General features: G+C 62.5%; 15 protein-coding genes. 6 read left to right on the forward strand and 9 right to left on the reverse strand.

What is annotated here, in order from left to right; translation table 11 throughout:
- Nucleotides 1-3 precede the first annotated feature (3 nt).
- Entirely contained in the window at nucleotides 4-732 is a 729-nt protein-coding gene (locus NKJ67_RS10370) for a GntR family transcriptional regulator (protein ID WP_352581272.1), read from the reverse strand.
- A gap of 7 nt (nucleotides 733-739) precedes the next feature.
- Complete coding sequence (locus NKJ67_RS10375; RefSeq protein WP_352581273.1) at nucleotides 740-2,020, reverse strand: D-amino acid dehydrogenase; 1,281 nt, start codon at nucleotides 2,018-2,020, stop codon at nucleotides 740-742.
- Nucleotides 2,021-2,751: 731 nt separating this feature from the next.
- Here NKJ67_RS10375 and NKJ67_RS10380 point away from each other — a divergent pair.
- Nucleotides 2,752-3,033, forward strand: a complete 282-nt coding sequence (locus NKJ67_RS10380) for an aspartate racemase/maleate isomerase family protein (RefSeq protein WP_352581362.1) — start codon at nucleotides 2,752-2,754, stop codon at nucleotides 3,031-3,033.
- A 31-nt stretch (nucleotides 3,034-3,064) separates the two neighbouring features.
- Here NKJ67_RS10380 and NKJ67_RS10385 read toward each other — a convergent pair whose 3' ends face one another.
- From NKJ67_RS10385 to NKJ67_RS10405, 5 genes are all read right to left on the reverse strand, one after another.
- A complete protein-coding gene (locus tag NKJ67_RS10385) occupies nucleotides 3,065-3,856 on the reverse strand; it encodes a molybdopterin-binding protein (RefSeq protein WP_352581274.1) in 792 nt (263 codons plus the stop codon).
- A 1-nt stretch (nucleotide 3,857) separates the two neighbouring features.
- Nucleotides 3,858-4,739, reverse strand: a complete 882-nt coding sequence (locus NKJ67_RS10390; RefSeq protein WP_352581275.1) for a cytochrome b/b6 domain-containing protein — start codon at nucleotides 4,737-4,739, stop codon at nucleotides 3,858-3,860.
- A 97-nt stretch (nucleotides 4,740-4,836) separates the two neighbouring features.
- Complete coding sequence (locus tag NKJ67_RS10395; protein WP_023810520.1) at nucleotides 4,837-5,514, reverse strand: DUF1345 domain-containing protein; 678 nt, start codon at nucleotides 5,512-5,514, stop codon at nucleotides 4,837-4,839.
- Nucleotides 5,515-5,545: 31 nt separating this feature from the next.
- Nucleotides 5,546-6,016, reverse strand: a complete 471-nt coding sequence (locus NKJ67_RS10400) for a YaiI/YqxD family protein (protein ID WP_256748174.1) — start codon at nucleotides 6,014-6,016, stop codon at nucleotides 5,546-5,548.
- 70 nt (nucleotides 6,017-6,086) lie between these two features.
- The gene (locus NKJ67_RS10405) at nucleotides 6,087-7,214 is read right to left on the reverse strand and encodes an S-(hydroxymethyl)glutathione dehydrogenase/class III alcohol dehydrogenase (protein ID WP_127810553.1); all 1,128 of its coding nucleotides are present in this window, start codon (nucleotides 7,212-7,214) and stop codon (nucleotides 6,087-6,089) included.
- Between the two features lie 197 nt (nucleotides 7,215-7,411).
- Here NKJ67_RS10405 and NKJ67_RS10410 point away from each other — a divergent pair, with 197 nt between their 5' ends.
- From NKJ67_RS10410 to NKJ67_RS10420, 3 genes are all read left to right on the forward strand, one after another.
- Nucleotides 7,412-9,424 (forward strand): acetyl-CoA carboxylase biotin carboxylase subunit, encoded by a 2,013-nt coding sequence (locus NKJ67_RS10410; protein ID WP_128288523.1) that lies wholly within the window; start codon nucleotides 7,412-7,414, stop codon nucleotides 9,422-9,424.
- Nucleotides 9,425-9,532: 108 nt separating this feature from the next.
- Entirely contained in the window at nucleotides 9,533-13,060 is a 3,528-nt protein-coding gene (dnaE, locus tag NKJ67_RS10415) for a DNA polymerase III subunit alpha (protein WP_352581276.1), read from the forward strand.
- Nucleotides 13,061-13,127: 67 nt separating this feature from the next.
- The gene (locus NKJ67_RS10420) at nucleotides 13,128-13,931 is read left to right on the forward strand and encodes a potassium channel family protein (RefSeq protein ID WP_027036812.1); all 804 of its coding nucleotides are present in this window, start codon (nucleotides 13,128-13,130) and stop codon (nucleotides 13,929-13,931) included.
- 12 nt (nucleotides 13,932-13,943) lie between these two features.
- Here NKJ67_RS10420 and NKJ67_RS10425 read toward each other — a convergent pair whose 3' ends face one another.
- On the reverse strand, nucleotides 13,944-14,825 hold the full coding sequence (locus tag NKJ67_RS10425; protein WP_352581277.1) for a DMT family transporter: 882 nt from the start codon (nucleotides 14,823-14,825) through the stop codon (nucleotides 13,944-13,946).
- A 197-nt stretch (nucleotides 14,826-15,022) separates the two neighbouring features.
- Between NKJ67_RS10425 and NKJ67_RS10430 the strand changes: the two genes are divergently transcribed.
- Entirely contained in the window at nucleotides 15,023-15,529 is a 507-nt protein-coding gene (locus NKJ67_RS10430; protein WP_292454764.1) for a hypothetical protein, read from the forward strand.
- Here NKJ67_RS10430 and NKJ67_RS10435 read toward each other — a convergent pair.
- Nucleotides 15,526-16,854 (reverse strand): DNA polymerase IV, encoded by a 1,329-nt coding sequence (locus NKJ67_RS10435; protein ID WP_128308000.1) that lies wholly within the window; start codon nucleotides 16,852-16,854, stop codon nucleotides 15,526-15,528. The genes NKJ67_RS10430 and NKJ67_RS10435 overlap by 4 nt on opposite strands.
- Before the next feature lie 65 nt (nucleotides 16,855-16,919).
- On the opposite strand from NKJ67_RS10435, the gene NKJ67_RS10440 reads away from it, so the two are divergent.
- Nucleotides 16,920-17,495, forward strand: a complete 576-nt coding sequence (locus tag NKJ67_RS10440) for a GNAT family N-acetyltransferase (protein WP_292335501.1) — start codon at nucleotides 16,920-16,922, stop codon at nucleotides 17,493-17,495.
- Nucleotides 17,496-17,622 lie beyond the last annotated feature (127 nt).

Below are 17,622 nucleotides of genomic sequence, written 5' to 3' on the forward strand. Positions count from 1 at the left end.
CGATTAGATCTGGTCGACGTCGATGTATATCCTTGCCAAGCCTTCCCTGACGGTCGACATGGCATCGGCGACGCTGATGGCGATGTGGTCGTGCATGAGCCTTGCGGCCCTGTCGGCATCGCGGGCTACCATGGCCCGGGCGATTTCGCTGTGTTCGGTGTAGGTCGTCGACAATCGCCGGTGCTTCTCCACTTCGATCTTGCGAACGAAATGGATGCGCGTGTTGATGCCTTCGAGCATGCGCGCCAGTTCGGGATTGCCTGACAGCCTGGCGATGCGGATGTGAAATTCCTCGTCCCTGGCGGTCAGCTCAGTGCTGGAAAACGAGTCGGCGCGCGCCATGGTGAGCGCCCACCAGTCGACGAGCGCGGCGAGTTCCTCATCAGTCGCGCGCTGGATCGCCAGCCTGACGGAGCGCTCCTCGAGCACCGCTCGCACGTCGGAAAGATTGACGATCTCGTCGACATCGAAGCCCCGGCAAAAGAAGCCGCGATTGGTCTGGAAAGTGATGAGTTCCTCCGTGACCAGCCGCTGGAGCGCTTCCCGGACTGGGCTGCGGCTGACATTCAGCCTGGCGGCAAGCGCCACTTCGTTGATGCGCTCGTTCGGCTTGAAGCGATAATCCATCGCCATGCGACGGATTTCTTCATAGACACGCGGGCCGGTCTTGATCGGCTTGGATGCCAACGCCGCGCTGTTGTCCCGGTTGCTTTGCCTTGTGGGTCGGAGCATGGCGTCGTCAAGCCTTTGCGGCGCTTGGTTCGGCGAACCGCGCCTGTGTGGGAAGGATGCCGTCGAGGGCGATCGGCGCCGCCCGGCCGGCGATCAGATCGGCGACGATACGGGCCGATCCATGCGCCATGGTCCAGCCGATATGGCCGTGCCCGGTGTTCAGCCACAGGTTTCGGATGTCGCGCAGGCCGAGGATCGGCAGGTTGTCGGGCGTCATGGGCCTCAGGCAGGCCCGCATCTCGGCGCGATCATAGGCGATGCCGCGCGGGAACAGGTCCTGCGTGACGCGCTTCATGAAGGCGAAATCCGAAGGCTTGTGGCTGCGATCATAGCCCGCGAATTCCGCGGTGGCGGTCACGCGGATGCGATCGCCCATCGGCGTGATGGCGACGAGATTGTGCTCATCGATGACAGGGAGTTTTGGAGCCAGCGCCTGATCGACGATGGGAATGGTCATGGAATATCCCTTGACCGGATAGATCGGCAGACCAAGGCCGATCTTGCGGGCGAGGACGGGGCTCTCGGCGCCGAGACACAGAACGTAGGTGTCGGCCAGAAACTCTCCCTTGTCGGTGACGATCCGGGTGATCGTTTCCTTTCTGCGTTCGATCCCCACGATCCTGGTCCCTGTCAGGATCTTGCCACCCCTATTTTCGACGATGGCCGCCAGCGCGCGCGTGAACTTGGCGGCGTCGCCGGTTTCGTCGGTCGGACACAATATGCCGCCGGCAATGTTGCCGCGCGACAAAGCCAGCGCCGGCTCGCGGTCAACGATTTCCTGCGCGTCTATGATGCGGATCTCCTGGCCGTCGGCCTCCAGCAGGCGCATGTTGGCGATGCCCTTGTCGAGCGCCTGGCGGTTGCGGTGGAAGTAAAGAATGCCGGCCGATGTCCTGTCGTACTGGATCGCTTCCTCCCTGACGACCGCCTGTAGGACCGATTGGGAATGGACCGCAAGCCGATGTTTGAGAAGGGTGTTGCGACGCGCTTTGGCGGCCGTGCATTGCATGAGGAAGCGCAGCGACCAGCTGTAGAGATGCGGGTCGGCGGAGAGCTTGAAACGAAGCGCCTGGTCTTTCTGGAACAGCGACTTCAGCAGGATTTTGGGCGCGGCCGGCGATGACCAGACGAAGGAATGGCCGGGCGCGATCATGCCGGCATTTGCCCAGCTAGCCCCTTCGGCCACCTGTGATGCCTGCTCGAGAACGGTGACCGTGTGGCCGTCCTTCTGCAACTGATAGGCAGTGGTGATCCCGACAACGCCGCCGCCCAAGATCAATACTTGCATCGCTGTCCCGAATGGTTGTCGTTTCTATTGTCGACAATTCAACCGGAAGACGCTGGTCATTGTCAACGGGTGCGTGAGCCGACGATCGATTCACCGTTCAAACAGGGCGAAATGCCAGCATTTCCCGGTTCCCAAAATTCGAATGGAGCTCTTGACACGTTTGGCAAAGTTGTCGTTTCTATTGTCGACAATTCTGATAGGCATCAGGAAGGGGATTGCGCCATGGACGCCCCGCTTAGCCGCGCCGCGCTTGTCGTCGACAAGGAACACATTCCCTTCAAGACCGACGACGGCATCGGCACCCGCGCCAATCTCGGCCTGCTCGTCCTTCGGACCGACCAGACCATCGAGGATGAATTCCGCTATGCGCTGCCCGCGCGCGACATCGCGCTGTACGAGGCGCGGCTCTACAGCGACGTCGAGATCACGCCGGAAAACCTGATGAAGATGTCGGCCGTCATCCCGGAAACTGTCGGGCTCTTGCCGGACGTCAAGTTCGATGTGATCGGCTTTGCCTGCACGTCAGGAGCGTTAGTTATAGGCGAGGACAAGGTCGCCGAACGCGTTCACGAGGTGCTGCCGGGCGTGCAGGTGACCAACCCGGTGACGGCGGCACGGGCGGCGCTGAAGGCCCTGGGCGTCTCGCGGATCGCGCTGCTCACCCCTTATCTGGCGAAAATCAATCATTCGCTACGTGCATCGCTGATGGCGCGGGGATGGACATTCCGGTCATGGGCTCCTTCAACGAGGCGGATGACAATGTCGTTGCGCGCATCACGCCGGCATCGGTCAAGCAGGCCATCTTGGAAATCGGTGTGTCGAGCGACTGTGAGGCGGTGTTCGTTTCCTGCACCAGCATGCGCGTTGCCCGCATCATCGAGGAGGTCGAGAAGGAACTGGGGAAACCGGTAACCTCGAGCAACCATGCACTTGCCTGGCATATGCTGCGGCTTGGCGGCATTGGCGAGCAGATTGCCGGAAAGGGCGAACTGTTTCGCCGCTCGCTAGGCTAGCATCTTCAGAGCCGGAATTGCGGTGTTCAGATCAGATCCCGCCGTACCAGTCGTAGCCATTGTCTTCCCAATAGCCGCCGCGACCGCCGCCGACAGTGGCGAAGCCGTCGACCAGCTCGATCTTGTAGAGATATTTCGGCATCTTGTAGCCGAGTTGGCGCTCGACGCGAACCCGCAGCGGAGCGCCGTTCTCGACCGGCAGCGGCTTGCCGTTCAGGCCATAGGCGAGGATCGTCTGCGGGTGACGGGCATCGACCAGGTCGATGCTGCCGTAATATTTGATGTCGCCGGAGAGGCTGCGGTCGATCGTATCGAGGCAATGGAACATGACGTAGCGCGCCTGCGGTTTGACCACCGCCTGGTCCAGCACTAGCGACAGCGGCGTGCCGGTCCATTTGGCGATGCAGCTCCAGCCTTCGACGCAGTCATGGCGGGTGATCTGGGTGCGGCTCGGCATATTCTGGAGTTGCTCGCGGCTGAGCGACAGGGGTTTCTCGACAAGGCCTGAAACCTCCAGTCGCCAGTCGGCAAAGTTGTTGGCGAGCAAGCCCTTGTAGACATCGTCATCGGGGGCGGTGACACCATTCGGCCGCTGCGGCTGGCGGATGTCGGCCTCGGTGAATTCCGGGGCCAGCGCGTCACTTCCGGCAAGCAGCCGCTGTGCGCGGTAGGTCAGGCCATTGGCGTTTTCGAGAAAACTGCGCAGTCCGCTGCCAACACCTAGCTGACTGTCGAAGGCGTCGCAGCCCGACAGCATGATGCCGGAGGCACCAAGACTGGCACCGGTCAGGAATTTGCGGCGGCTGATCTCAAACTTCGCCATGTCAGGCACTCCTCTCGACCGTTTTGTCGTCCTGTGCGGGAGGATCGGTGCGATACCAGCCGGTGATGATCGAACGCAGTTCGTTGATCGGGCCGGCGGCCAGGATCATCAGGATATGGACGACGAAGAAGGCGACCAGTAGCACCATGACGGTGAAATGGATGGTGCGTGCCGTCTGCCGGCCACCGAGCAGATCGTTGAGGAAAGGTAGCACCGAATTCATGCTCGGTGACATGGCCAGGCCGGTGATGATCATCAGCGGCAACAGCACGAACAGCACGCCGCCATAGGCCATCTTCTGCAGCGTGTTGTATTCGCGCCTGTGGTGGAATTTGAGCTTGGCGTGGTCGACGATGTCTTGCGGCAATCGCTTCAAATCGTCGAGGCGTGGCGCGAGATCGCGCCGCAGATGGCCGTTCACGGTGCTGGCGACAAACCAGACGATCAACGTCGTGGCCAGTATCCAGGCAAAGAAGAAATGGATGACGCGCGCGGTGCCGAGATCATAGTAGGACGGGATGGTCGCCCAGGAGGGAAAGGCGCGGGACGTCTCCTGGCCGGCCGGACCCGACCAGCCGAGCACGCCAGTGGTGTCGAAGCGATGCCCGAAGATTTCCGTGTAGCCGCGCGGACCCGCATCGGAATTCTCGGCGCCGATGGCGAAGATGGTGTTGTTGTATTCGAAGCCCGATTCTTTGCCGATATAGAGCTGCGGACGGGCATTGAAGATCTGCAGGCCTGACAGCAGCATGAAGAACAACGAGATAGCCCAAAGCCAATGCGTCAGCCGTGTCCAGCGCGACTGCCGGTAGATCAGCGTTTTGTCGTTCGACGCCGAAGCGCCTGGATCGGCGGCGGATTGGCTTCTGGCAACGGATTCCATGATGTTTCGTCTCCCGGCCTCGCGGCATGGCCTGCGCGTTCATTGTCCTCCTGATACGTCGCGATCCAAACCGATGTTTCATCCGATCACGGATTTATTACGGACCGCCTAGGCTGACGGCGAGATTGACGGCGGCGGCGACGATGACCGTGTTGAAGAAAAACGACAGGATGGAATGGACAAGCACGACACGACGCATATGCGTGGTCGAGATGTTGGTATCGGCGGTCTGTGCCGTCATGCCGATCACCGTCGAGAAGTACAAGAAATCCCAGCCCTCCGGCCGTTTGTCACCCGGGAACAGCAGTCCGCCGACAGGGATTTTCTTCCTGGTCTCGGCATCCACAGCATCGCCGTCCATCCAGTAGACATGAGCATAATGGAGCGCTGCCATGGCATGAATGGTGAACCAGCCGAGCGGGATCGACAGCAGCGCGAAGGTGAGCTCGACGGGATGGCTTCTGTCCTTCTGATTGATCAGCAGGAACAATGAGATAACGGCTACGCCGACGACGACAAGCGTCACAGCGAAGATGACCAGCACCGGCTGGTCCGTGGCACGCGCATTCCTGCTCAGATACCTGCCGGTGAACTTCGGCATCTGGGCGACGACGAGAATGACATAAGCGGCAAAGAACGCGTTGGCGCCGATCGAATAGGCAAGCGGGGCGTGCAGCAGCAACGCCACGAGAAGCGCAAAAACGCCAACGCAGGCCGACACAGCGAACAACATGTGGCGCTGAATGGGAGACTTCACCGGGGTTTCGGCAGCCATGTCGGTTCCAACCTTGGATGGCGCTCGGTTTCTAGTCTGGTGTGGCGGATTTGAGCGCCCGCCGCAAGATGCGGTCGAGTTCGCCGAGAAACCGCGACCGGTCTTGCGGCGCGAAGCTGGCATTGTAGCCCTTGCTTTCGCCGGTCTCGCGCAGATGCTGCTTCAGGTCACGCATCGCTACCGCCATGCCGATCGTTTCCGGCGTGAAGGGGCGCCCCGTTGGCCCAAGCACATGCGCGCCGAGTGCCACCGCGCGGGCGGCCAGCGGAATGTCGGCGGTGATCACAATGTCGTTGGTGCGTGCATTGTCCACGATCCAGTCGTCGGCGGCATCGGCACCTTTGGAAACCACGACATTGCGGATCATCGGATCGCGCGATGGCCGCAGGCCGCCATTGGAGACGTAGGTGACAAGGATGCCATGCCGGTCGGCCACTTTTTCGACCTCGGCCTTGACCGGGCAGGCGTCTGCATCGACGAGAATGGCGGGGAGTTCGCTCATGTTTCTTTTCTCCTCCCACTTGTGAACCACAGAGGTCGCGGGCCGATTGGGCGGCGGCCTGGTATCTTCCTCAGTAAACCACGACGCTTCTGATCGATTTGCCCTCATGCATGAGATCGAAACCCTTGTTGATGTCCTCGAGCTTCAGCGTGTGAGTGATCATCGGGTCGATCTGGATCTTGCCGTCCATGTACCAGTCGACGATCTTGGGCACGTCGGTGCGGCCGCGCGCGCCACCGAAGGCGGTTCCCATCCAGGTGCGGCCGGTGACCAGCTGGAACGGCCGTGTGGAAATCTCCTGGCCGGCGCCGGCGACACCGATGACGACCGACTTGCCCCAGCCGCGATGCGAGGCTTCCAGCGCCTGGCGCATCACCTTGGTGCTGCCGGTGCAGTCGAATGTGTAGTCGGCGCCGCCGATCTGGTCGGCGCCGCGCTTGGTCATGTTGATGAGGTGGGGCACGACATCGCCGTCGATCTCCTTCGGATTGACGAAATGCGTCATGCCGAACCGCTCGCCCCACTCCTTCTTGTCGTTGTTCAAATCGACGCCGATGATCATGTCGGCGCCGGCAAGTTTCAGGCCCTGGATCACGTTGAGGCCGATGCCGCCGAGGCCGAAGACCACGGCGGTGGCGCCGATCTCGACCTTGGCGGTGTTGATCACAGCGCCGATGCCGGTGGTGACGCCGCAGCCGATGTAGCAGATCTTGTCGAAGGGCGCGTCGGGGTTGACCTTGGCCAGCGCGATCTCGGGCAGCACGGTGAAGTTGGAGAAGGTCGAACAGCCCATGTAGTGAAAGATCTTGTCCTTGCCGATCGAGAAGCGCGATGAACCATCGGGCATCAGGCCCTGGCCCTGGGTGGCGCGGATGGCCGTGCACAGATTGGTTTTTCGCGACAGGCAGGAATGGCACTGGCGGCATTCGGGCGTGTAGAGCGGGATGACGTGATCGCCCTTCTTGAGCGAAGTGACGCCCTTGCCGATATCGACGACGACGCCGGCGCCCTCATGGCCGAGGATGGCCGGAAACAGACCTTCCGGATCGGCACCCGACAGCGTGAATTCGTCGGTGTGGCAGATGCCTGTCGCCTTGATCTCGACCAGAACCTCGCCCTCACGTGGGCCGTCGAGATCGACCTCCATGATCTCCAGCGGCTTTCCGGCGGCGACAGCGACAGCGGCGCGGGTTTTCATCAGACGTCCTCCAATGCGAGTTTTTTCCAAGGTTTCAGGTTTTGCCGACACGATCAACTGGCGGCTGGCTCCCTGACTGGGCCACAGCGATGAATTGGAATCGCAAGTCGATTGAAAGGCAGTGAATTGCATGGTCGGCTTGACCCTGCAAGCACAGGCCATAAAAGGAACGGCCGACCCGAGGGATGACATTTCGCATGTTCACCAAGATCCTGATCGCCAATCGCGGCGAAATTGCTTGCCGCGTCATCAAGACGGCGCGCAAGATGGGCATCGCCACGGTTGCCGTCTATTCCGATGCCGATCGCGATGCCGTGCATGTCGAGATGGCCGACGAGGCGGTGCATATAGGGCCTTCGCCAGCCGCGCTGAGCTATCTCGTCCCGGAAAAGATCATCGCCGCCTGCAAGGAAACGGGGGCCCAGGCCGTGCATCCCGGCTACGGATTCCTGTCAGAGCGGGCGGCCTTCTGCGAAGCGCTGGAAGCGGAAGGCATCATTTTCATCGGCCCGAAGCCCAAGGCCATCAAGGCGATGGGCGACAAGATCGAATCGAAGAAGTTCGCCAACGCCGCCAAGGTTTCCACCGTGCCCGGCTGGCTCGGCGTCATCGAGAATGCCGACCATGCCGAAAAGATTGCCGGCGAAATCGGCTATCCCGTGATGATCAAGGCTTCGGCCGGCGGCGGCGGCAAGGGCATGCGCATCGCCTGGAGCGAGGCCGAAGTGCGCAACGGCTTCGACCGCGCGCGCTCGGAAGCCAAGAGTTCGTTCGGCGACGATCGTCTCTTCATCGAGAAATTCGTTGTCGATCCGCGCCACATCGAAATCCAGGTGCTGGCCGACGCGCATGGCAACGCGCTCTATCTCGGCGAGCGCGAATGCTCGATCCAGCGACGCAACCAGAAGGTCGCCGAAGAGGCGCCATCGCCATTCCTGGACGCCGCGACACGCAAGGCCATGGGCGAGCAGTCGGTGGCGCTGGCCAGGGCCGTCGATTACCAGAGCGCCGGCACGGTCGAATTCATCGTCGACAAGGACAGGAACTTCTATTTCCTTGAAATGAATACACGATTGCAGGTCGAGCATCCGGTGACGGAGCTCGTCACCGGCATCGATCTGGTCGAGCAGATGATCCGCGTCGCCGCCGGCGAAAAGCTTGCCATCAAACAAAGCGATGTCAAACTGAACGGCTGGGCAGTGGAAAGCCGGCTCTATGCCGAAGACCCCTACCGCAACTTCTTGCCGTCGATCGGCCGGCTGACACGCTACCAGCCACCTGAGGAAGGACAATTCGGCGATGTCATCATCCGCAACGACACCGGCGTCACCGAGGGCTCCGAAATCTCGATGTTCTACGATCCGATGCTCGCCAAGCTGTGCACCTGGGCGCCGACGCGTCTGGAGGCGATCGATGCCATGTCGGAAGCGCTCGACAGCTTCGTCGTCGACGGTATCGAGCACAACATTCCGTTCCTGGCTGCCTTGATGCAGCATCCGCGTTGGCGGGAAGGGCGGATATCGACCGCTTTCATATCGGAGGAATATCCCGACGGCTTCGCGCCGGTCGTACCGAACGACGATGAGAAGGCCGTGCTGGCGTCGATTGCGACGGCGGTGGAACTGCTGCGCCGTGACCGGCTCGACCGGCTGGGCGGGCGGCTGGCGCCGCATTCGGGAGCTCTGAAGCGCGACTGGGTGGTAAAGATCGGCGATGACTATCTGTCGGCCTCGATTATCGAGGGCATGATTTCCATTCCGATGGAAATCGATCTGTCGATCGAGGCCGGCAGGGCGTTGACCGTTGCATCAGACTGGCGGCCGGGCGACCTGGTCTGGCGCGGCACGGTCGGCAAGCGCAAGGTTACGGCTCAGGTCAGGCCGGTTGCCAACGGCTTTCGCATAGCCTGGAAAGGCATGTCGGTGACCGCGCGCGCCATGCTGCCGCGCACCGCCGAGCTGGAAAGGCTGATGCCCGAAAAGGTGGCGCCGGACACGTCGAACCTGCTGCTTTGCCCGATGCCCGGCCTTGTCGTGTCGATTGCCGTTGCCGAAGGCCAGGAGGTCAAGGCCGGCGAGACCTTGGCGGTGGTCGAAGCGATGAAGATGGAAAACGTGCTGCGTGCCGAACGTGACCTTGTCGTCTCCAAGCTCAACGCCAAACCGGGTGACAGCCTGGCTGTCGACGCGGTGATCATGGAGTTTGCGTAAGGCCTGGCGGGGCAGGCAGCCTGTGATCAGCAGTGGTTTGTGCTGGACTGGCATCGCGCGGTCCCGGACAATACATCTCCATCGACTCAAGGACCTTCACACAGCACCATGGCCGACGAAAAACTTCCCCGCGATCCCTTGAAGCGCGAAGCAGCGATTGCTGCGGCGCGGCCGGAGGCGCCGGCGCGGCCCTTCGTCCATTTGCGGGTGCATTCGGCCTATTCCCTGCTGGAAGGCGCCTTGCAGATCGGCAAGGTGGTGGCTCACGCCGTCAAGGACGAAGCCCCGGCCATCGCCGTCACCGACACCAACAATCTGTTCGGCGCACTGGAATTCGCGCAGAAGGCGGTGAAGGACGGCATCCAGCCGATTATCGGCTGCCAGACCGCGCTCGCCTTTTCCGGCGAAAACAGCGATGGCCAGCGCGACCGCAGGCGCCAGGGCCCGGATATGCGGCCGGTCGTCCTGCTCGCCGCGACCGAAGCCGGCTATTCCAACCTGGTCAGGCTGGTCAGCCGCGTCTACCTCGAAACGCCGCCAGGCGAAGCCGTGCACCTGACCACGGAAATGATGGAAGGCTTTTGTGACGGATTGATCTGCCTCAGCGGTGGGCCGCGCGGACCGATCGGCACCGCGCTCAAGGAAGATCGCCGCGATCTGGCCGAAGCCCGGCTTTTAACCCTCAAGGCAATGTTCGGCGACCGGCTCTATGTCGAGTTGGACCGGGTTTCCGGTTATGATCGCGTGATTGAAAAGTCCTCGATCGATCTGGCCTACGCCCATGAACTGCCCCTGGTCGCCACCAACGAGGCGTTCTTTTCCTCTCGTGACGACTATGACGCACATGACGCGCTGATCGCCATCGCCGAAGGATCGGTCGTCGCCGCCGACAATCGTCGCCGGCTGTCGCCGGACAATTTCCTGCGCAGCCAGGCCGATATGGCCAGGCTCTTTGCCGATCTGCCAGAAGCGATCGACAACACTGTCGAGATCGCGCTGCGCTGCTCCTATTATCCCAAAAACCGCAATCCGATCCTGCCGCGCTTCACCGGCGGCGATGTCGCTGACAATGACGCCGCCGTGCAGGCGGAAGCCGACGAACTGGCCCGCCAGGCGCATGAGGGGCTCGACGCGCGCCTCGCCATGCATGGCCCGACTGCGGGCTACACCGTCGAGCAATACCGCGAGCGGTTGAATTTCGAGCTTGGCATCATCACCAAGATGAAGTTTCCCGGCTACTTCCTGATCGTTGCCGACTTCATCAAATGGGCCAAGGCGCAGGGCATTCCGGTCGGGCCGGGCCGCGGTTCGGGCGCAGGCTCGCTGGTCGCCTATTCGACGACCATCACCGACATCGATCCGCTGCGCTTCTCGCTGCTTTTCGAGCGATTCCTCAATCCCGACCGCGTGTCGATGCCCGACTTCGACATCGACTTCTGCCAGGATCGGCGCGAGGAGGTCATCCGCTACGTCCAGCAGAAATACGGCCGCGACCAGGTCGGCCAGATCATCACCTTCGGTACGCTGCAGGCGCGCGCCGTGCTGCGCGACGTCGGCCGCGTCCTGCAAATGCCCTATGGCCAGGTCGACAAGCTCTCCAAAATGGTGCCGCAGAATCCGGCCAACCCGGTCAAGCTCGCCGACGCCATCGCCAACGAGCCGCGCTTTGCCGAAGAGGCCGAGAGGGAGCCGATCGTCCAGACGCTGCTCGACATGGCGCAGAAGCTGGAGGGCCTTTACCGCCACGCCTCGACCCATGCCGCCGGCATCGTCATCGGCGACCGGCCGTTGTCGGAACTGGTGCCGATGTACCGCGATCCGCGCTCGGACATGCCCGTCACCCAGTTCAACATGAAATATGTTGAGCAGGCCGGGCTGGTGAAGTTCGACTTCCTCGGCCTGAAGACGCTGACGGTGCTGGAAACGGCTGTGAAGCTGATCCGCCGGCGCGGCATCGAGATCGACCTGGCAACGATCCCGCTCGACGATCCCGAGACCTACGCCATGCTGTCGCGCGGCGAAGTGGTCGGCGTGTTCCAGGTGGAAAGCGCCGGCATGCGCAAGGCGCTGATCGGCATGCGGCCCGACTGCATCGAGGACATCATCGCGCTGGTTGCGCTCTACCGCCCCGGTCCGATGGAGAACATTCCGACCTACAACGCCAGAAAGCATGGCGAGGAGGAGATGGCGTCGATCCATCCCAAGATCGACCATCTGGTGAAGGAGACGCAAGGCGTCATCGTCTACCAGGAACAGGTGATGCAGATCGCGCAGGAGCTGTCCGGCTACTCGCTCGGCGAAGCCGATCTGCTGCGCCGCGCCATGGGCAAGAAGATTCGCGCCGAGATGGACAAGCAGCGCGAGCGCTTCGTCTCCGGCGCGGTCGAGCGTGGCGTCGGCAAGCCGCAAGCCGACTTCATTTTCGACCTGCTGGCCAAGTTCGCCGACTATGGTTTCAACAAATCGCACGCCGCCGCCTATGCGGTGGTTTCGTACCAGACCGCCTATCTCAAGGCGCATTATCCGGTCGAGTTCCTGGCGGCGTCGATGACGCTCGACATGGGCAACACCGACAAGCTGGCCGATTTCCGCCAGGACGCGCTGCGCCTTGGCATCGAGGTTCTGGCACCTTCGGTGACATCGAGCTTTCGCCCCTTCGAGGTCGGTGAGAACCGCATCTACTATTCGCTGGCAGCGCTCAAGGGCGTCGGCGATGCGGCGGTCGAGCACATCGTTGCCCAGCGTGGCGAAAAGCCGTTCAAGAACCTCGCCGATTTCTGCGAGCGGGTCGATCCCAAGATCGTCGGCAAGCGCGTCTTCGAAAGCCTGATCATGGCCGGCGCGCTCGATTGCTTCGGCCACGACCGCGCATCGATGACGGCGGGCGTGGAACGCATGATGGGACTGGCGTCGCTGGCGCAGCAGAACGCGGTTTCCGGCCAGCACGACATCTTCGGCGCTTCGCTCGGCGCCCAGTCGCAGGCACTCAATCTGCCGGCGACGGAGCCATGGCTCGCCGCCGACCGGCTGCACCGTGAATTCCAGGTGGTCGGCTTCTATCTCTCGGCGCACCCGCTCGACGAGTACAAGGCAGCCCTGCAGAAGATGCGGGTTCAGACGTGGGCCGAGTTTTCGGCGGCCGTCAAACGCGGTGCCGCCGCCGGCCGTCTGGCCGGTACGGTGACGTCCAAGCAGGAGCGCAAGACGCGCACCGGCAACAAGATGGGCGTTATCGCCTTTTCCGACACATCCGGCCAGTACGAAGCCGTGCTGTTTTCCGAAGGACTGGCGCAATATCGCGATCTGCTCGAGGCCGGCCGCTCCGTGGTCATCACCGTTGCCGCCGAGGACAGGCCGGAAGGCGTCAATCTGCGCATCAACTCAGTGCAGTCGCTGGAGGACGAGGCAAGCCGTATCCAGAAGGCACTTCGCATCTTCGTGCGCAACGCCTCGCCGATCAACACGCTGGCCGGCCAACTGACCGTCAGGGGCGAAGGCCAGGTCAGCTTCGTGCTGATCAAGGAAGAGGGCGAGGGGGAAATCGAAATCGAGCTGCCGAACCGCTACCGGATTTCGCCACAGATCGCCTCGGCGATGCGCGCGGTGCCGGGCGTGGTCGAAGTGGAGTTGGTGTGACCCCCGCTCTTTCTCGCGCGCGGCGGTCAGCCGGGCGGTCGCTGCCGCGAACGCCAGTGCAGTCAGCATGAAGCCGGCGCAGAGGAACGGGTCGCAGGCGGTTTCAGCCTTGGCGCGGCTGCGTGACCGGCTGCGCAGGCTCTATCATGGGCGCACGCCGGCCGCTTTCCGGTTCCAACTGGTGGCCGTAGTCATCGACCTCGCCATCATCGCCTTCTTCATCGCGACGCCGGTTCTTCAGGACAAGCCGTCCTTCCTCTGGCTCGACTATTCGGCGGCCGCGCTTGTCGCCGCGGATCTGGTCGCCCGGCTGCTTGCCTCCAAAAACATGCTGCGGCTGATGAAGCAGCCGACGTCGTGGGTCGATGTCTTCATCCTTTTGACGCTGCTGATGCCGACGGCGTTTGCCAATCTCGCCTTCCTGCGCATTCTGCGGCTGTGGTCGCTGTCGCGCAGCGGTTCGCTCTGGCGCCATTTCGAGATGCGCGGCCTGCGGCCGTGGCGAGAGGCCAGCCACGCGGTCATCAATCTTTTGACCTTCCTGTTCGTCATCACCGGCTTCGTCTACACGTTCTTCTTCCGCACTGGCGCCGGCCTGGAAAACTATATCGACGCGCTTTATTTCACCGTCGCCACGGTGACGACGACCGGCTTCGGCGACATCGTGCTGCCGGGCATGGCCGGCAAGCTGACGGCAATCGTCACCATGATCATCGGCATATCGCTGTTTGTCAGACTGGCGCAGGCGATCTTCCGGCCAGCCAAGGTGTTGTTTCCCTGTCCGCAGTGCGGCTTGCGGCGGCACGAGCCGGACGCCGTGCATTGCAAGGCCTGCGGCCATCTCCTCAACATACCCGACGAAGGGAACTGACGGCCGGCGGGACTACGACGCCGCCACTTCGGCCGGCTTTATCGCCCTGCGCTGAAGATTGAGCAGATTGCCCATCAGGATCAGCAGCGCGCCGCCGGCGGTGAAGGCATCGATCTGCTCGCTATAGAGCAGCCAGCCAATCAGCGCCGATAACGGCACGCGCAGAAAATCCATCGGCGAGACGATGGTCGCATCGGCATAGCCAAGCGCGCGGGCCATACAGAAATGCGACGACATCCCGGTGAAAGCGATCAGCACGATCCACGGCCATAGCTCCAGTGGCGGATTGCGCCACGTATAGAGCGCCGGGATGAGACCGACCATCGACTGGATAATCAGCATCCAGCAGATGATGCGCACGACGCTGTCAGTCCGGGTCAGCGATTTGATCGTGACCACCGAGATGCCGAAGCAGGCCGCGGCACCCAGCACGACGAGATGTCCAAGGTCGACCGAGCCGACACCGGGGCGCACGATGATCACCACGCCGATCAGCCCCAGCCCGATCGCTGCCAGCTTGGGCCGGTTCAGCCTTTCGCCCAGAAAAATCACCGCCAGGATAGCTGTCCAGATCGGCGTTGTGAATTCGATCGAGATCAGCACCGCCAGCGGGATCAAAGTGAGGGCGTAGAGCCAGGCCGCCTGGCCCGTGTAATGGATGACGTTGCGGGCGATATGGGCAATGGGGCGCTGCGTGCGCATGGCTCGAAAACCGCCACTCATCATCACCAGCGGCAGAAGGATGAAGAAGCCGATCACAGAGCGCAACTCAAGCACCTGGAAGACGTTGAGCTCCGCTGTCGTGGCTCGGCCGGCGACCGTCATCCCAAGGAAGGAAGCGATCGACAGTGCCATCCAAAACGCGGCCTTGGGGATCGAGGGGGTGGGTGCCATTCGCGCTATGTCGCAGGCGAGGGCTTCTGCCGCAATCGCTACACAAGGCATTCTTCTGGGCCAGTCGCGACTGGCTGGATGTTGTAAAACAGTCGTGTGGCGGGCGGAACCTGAAACGGCAAGTGGCGTTGAGTTCCGGTGGTCAGCCGTGCTCGCGGACCGTCCCGCCTTTTTCAAGATCGACAAGGAGAGCTTCAATGAGATCCTTCGCGCAATTCGCGCTTGCCGGCGGCTTATTGGTTGCGGCAGGCGCGGCACATGCCGACGAGGCCCAATTTCTCCAGGCGTTCAAGGGCAATTTCGCCGGCAAGGGTATCGTCAAGGTCACCACCGATGCGCCGACCGTGAACGTGTCCTGCACGTTCAGCTCGAACGCGACATCGACCTCCCTGTCGCTCGACGGCAATTGCCGGGGACTTGTCGTGGTCACGCGCGCCATCAGCGCGGACCTGAAGGCCAGCGGTGCCAAATACAGCGGCACCTATGTCGGCTCTCGCACGGGACCGGCGCAGCTTAACGGCAGCCGTTCGGGCAACGCGATCAACCTGGGCATTCGCTGGGCCAAGGAGGTCAATGGCGACCGAAGGGCGCAGATGAAGGTCGAGAAACGCGGCGAGAACGGCATGCGGCTGACCGTCATCGACACCGACCCGAAAACCGGCAAGAGCGTGGTGACGAGCAGGATTGATCTGCAGCGCACCTAATCCTCGAGCGGCTCCGGCGGATGGGTGTGGCGGCCCTTGCCGAATGTGTAGCCGGTTTCCACCGCCTTGCGGCCGAACTTGTCGCGCAGGGCGTCGATGGCGCCTTCGGCCATGGCGCGCTTGCGCGATTGGATGTCGACCAGATCGGGCGGGTCGGCCTTGTCGTCGTCCGAGAGGTCGCTGACACCGATGCCGAGCAGCCGATACTTCGTGCCGTCGGTTTCCTTGCGCAGAAGCTCCACCCCGGTCTGAAAGATGCGGTCGGCGAGCCGGGTCGGATCGCCGAGCTGGCGATTGCGCGTGCGCAGCTTGAAATCCTGGGTCTTCAGCTTCAAGACCACGGTGCGCCCGGCAATGCCTGACTTTTTCAGCCGTGCCGAGACCTTTTCCGAAAGGCCCCTGAGAACCGCGACCAGTTCCTCCAGCGACGCGATATCGGTGTCGAAGGTGGTTTCGGCCGATACGCTCTTGGCATCCTGGTCGGGATCGACGCGGCGGACGTCCTCGCCGCGCGAAAGGTGGTAGAGCCGGTCGCCCATCGTGCCGTAGCGGCGCATCAGGTCGCCGCGATCCATCTGCTGCAACTGGCCGATGGTGCGGATGCCGTCACGCTCCAGCGTGGCGTTGAATGCCTTTCCGACACCCCAGATCATGGTCACCGGCTGCGCCGAGAGGAAGCCGACTGCCTCGGCCTCGCCGATGACCGAGAAACCGCGCGGCTTGCGAAAGTCAGACGCAATCTTGGCGAGGAACTTGCAATAGGACAGGCCGGCCGAAACGGTGATGCCGATCTCCTTCTCGACGGCCTGCGCGAAGCGCGCCAGCACCACAGCGGGCGGCAGGCCGTGCAGCCGTTCGGTGCCGGCGAGGTCGAGAAACGCCTCGTCGATCGACAGCGGCTCGACCAGCGGTGTCAGCGCTTGCATCATGGCGCGCACTTCGCGGCCGACGCGCACGTATTTTTCCATGTTGGGGCTGATGACCACCGCCTCCGGGCAGGCTTCGAGCGCCTTGAACATCGGCATGGCCGAGCGCACGCCTTGGATGCGGGCGATATAGCATGCGGTGGAGACGACGCCGCGCTTGCCGCCGCCGATGATCAGCGGCTTGTCCTTGAGCGCCGGATTGTCGCGCTTTTCGATCGCCGCATAGAAGGCGTCGCAATCGATATGGGCCAGATGCAGCCGGTAAAGCTCTGGATGGCGCGCAAGCCGCGGGCTGCCGCAGCGCTCGCAGCGGCGCGCCTGGCTGCGCTGAAACGTCAGGCAGTCGCGGCAAAAACCGTGATCGGGATTGTTGACAGGGGCCGCCATCGCTGCGAACATAAAGAGAACAGATGCAATGGTACGACAGTGCAAGGCCAGCGACAAGGCTGGCCTGGGGAGAACGCATGAGCACGACCATAGCGCCACTTGCACCCGAGCTTTGGGCTGAATTCGAGGACCTCTTCGGCAAGCAAGGCGCCTGCTACGGCTGTTGGTGCACGCATTTCCGGCTGGCGCCGGCGGTGCGGCGCGAGAGCAGCCGGGAACGCAACAAGGACCACATCAAGGCGCGTATCGAGGCCGGCCCGCCGCCCGGACTGCTGGCATTCGAGGACGGTCAGGCGGTCGGCTGGATGCAGATCGGACCGCGCGCCGACGTGCCCGAATGGAACAATCAGGGCAGGGGCTCGGCACCGGTCGATCCTGCCGACGGAACGGATCCGGGCGTCTGGGCGATCTCCTGCTTCTTCATCCGCGTCAAGGCCCGCGGCAGGGGCATCACGCATCGCCTCGTCGAAGGCGGCATAAATTTCGCACGCCAGAATGGAGCCCGGCTGCTCGAGGCGTGCCCGATGGATCTATCTCGCGATTCGCGCTCGATCGGCCTGTTCGTCGGCTCGTCACGGGTCTTCGAGAAGGCGGGTTTCGAGCGGCTGGTGGAACGCAAGGCGGGCCGCCCGCTGATGCGGCTGGTGCTTTGATGAGGTCCGCTCGTGGCTTGGTGATCTCACCTTGCGGTTGCAGCAGTAATTTCATACCAGACGGACGTCCCTTCTAAAGCGCATGCGCTTTGGGGTTTTGTTTATGCATGTCGTTCTCCCAAACGGG

Source organism: Mesorhizobium sp. M0088 (assembly GCF_040322895.1).
Classification (GTDB): Bacteria; Pseudomonadota; Alphaproteobacteria; order Rhizobiales; family Rhizobiaceae; genus Mesorhizobium.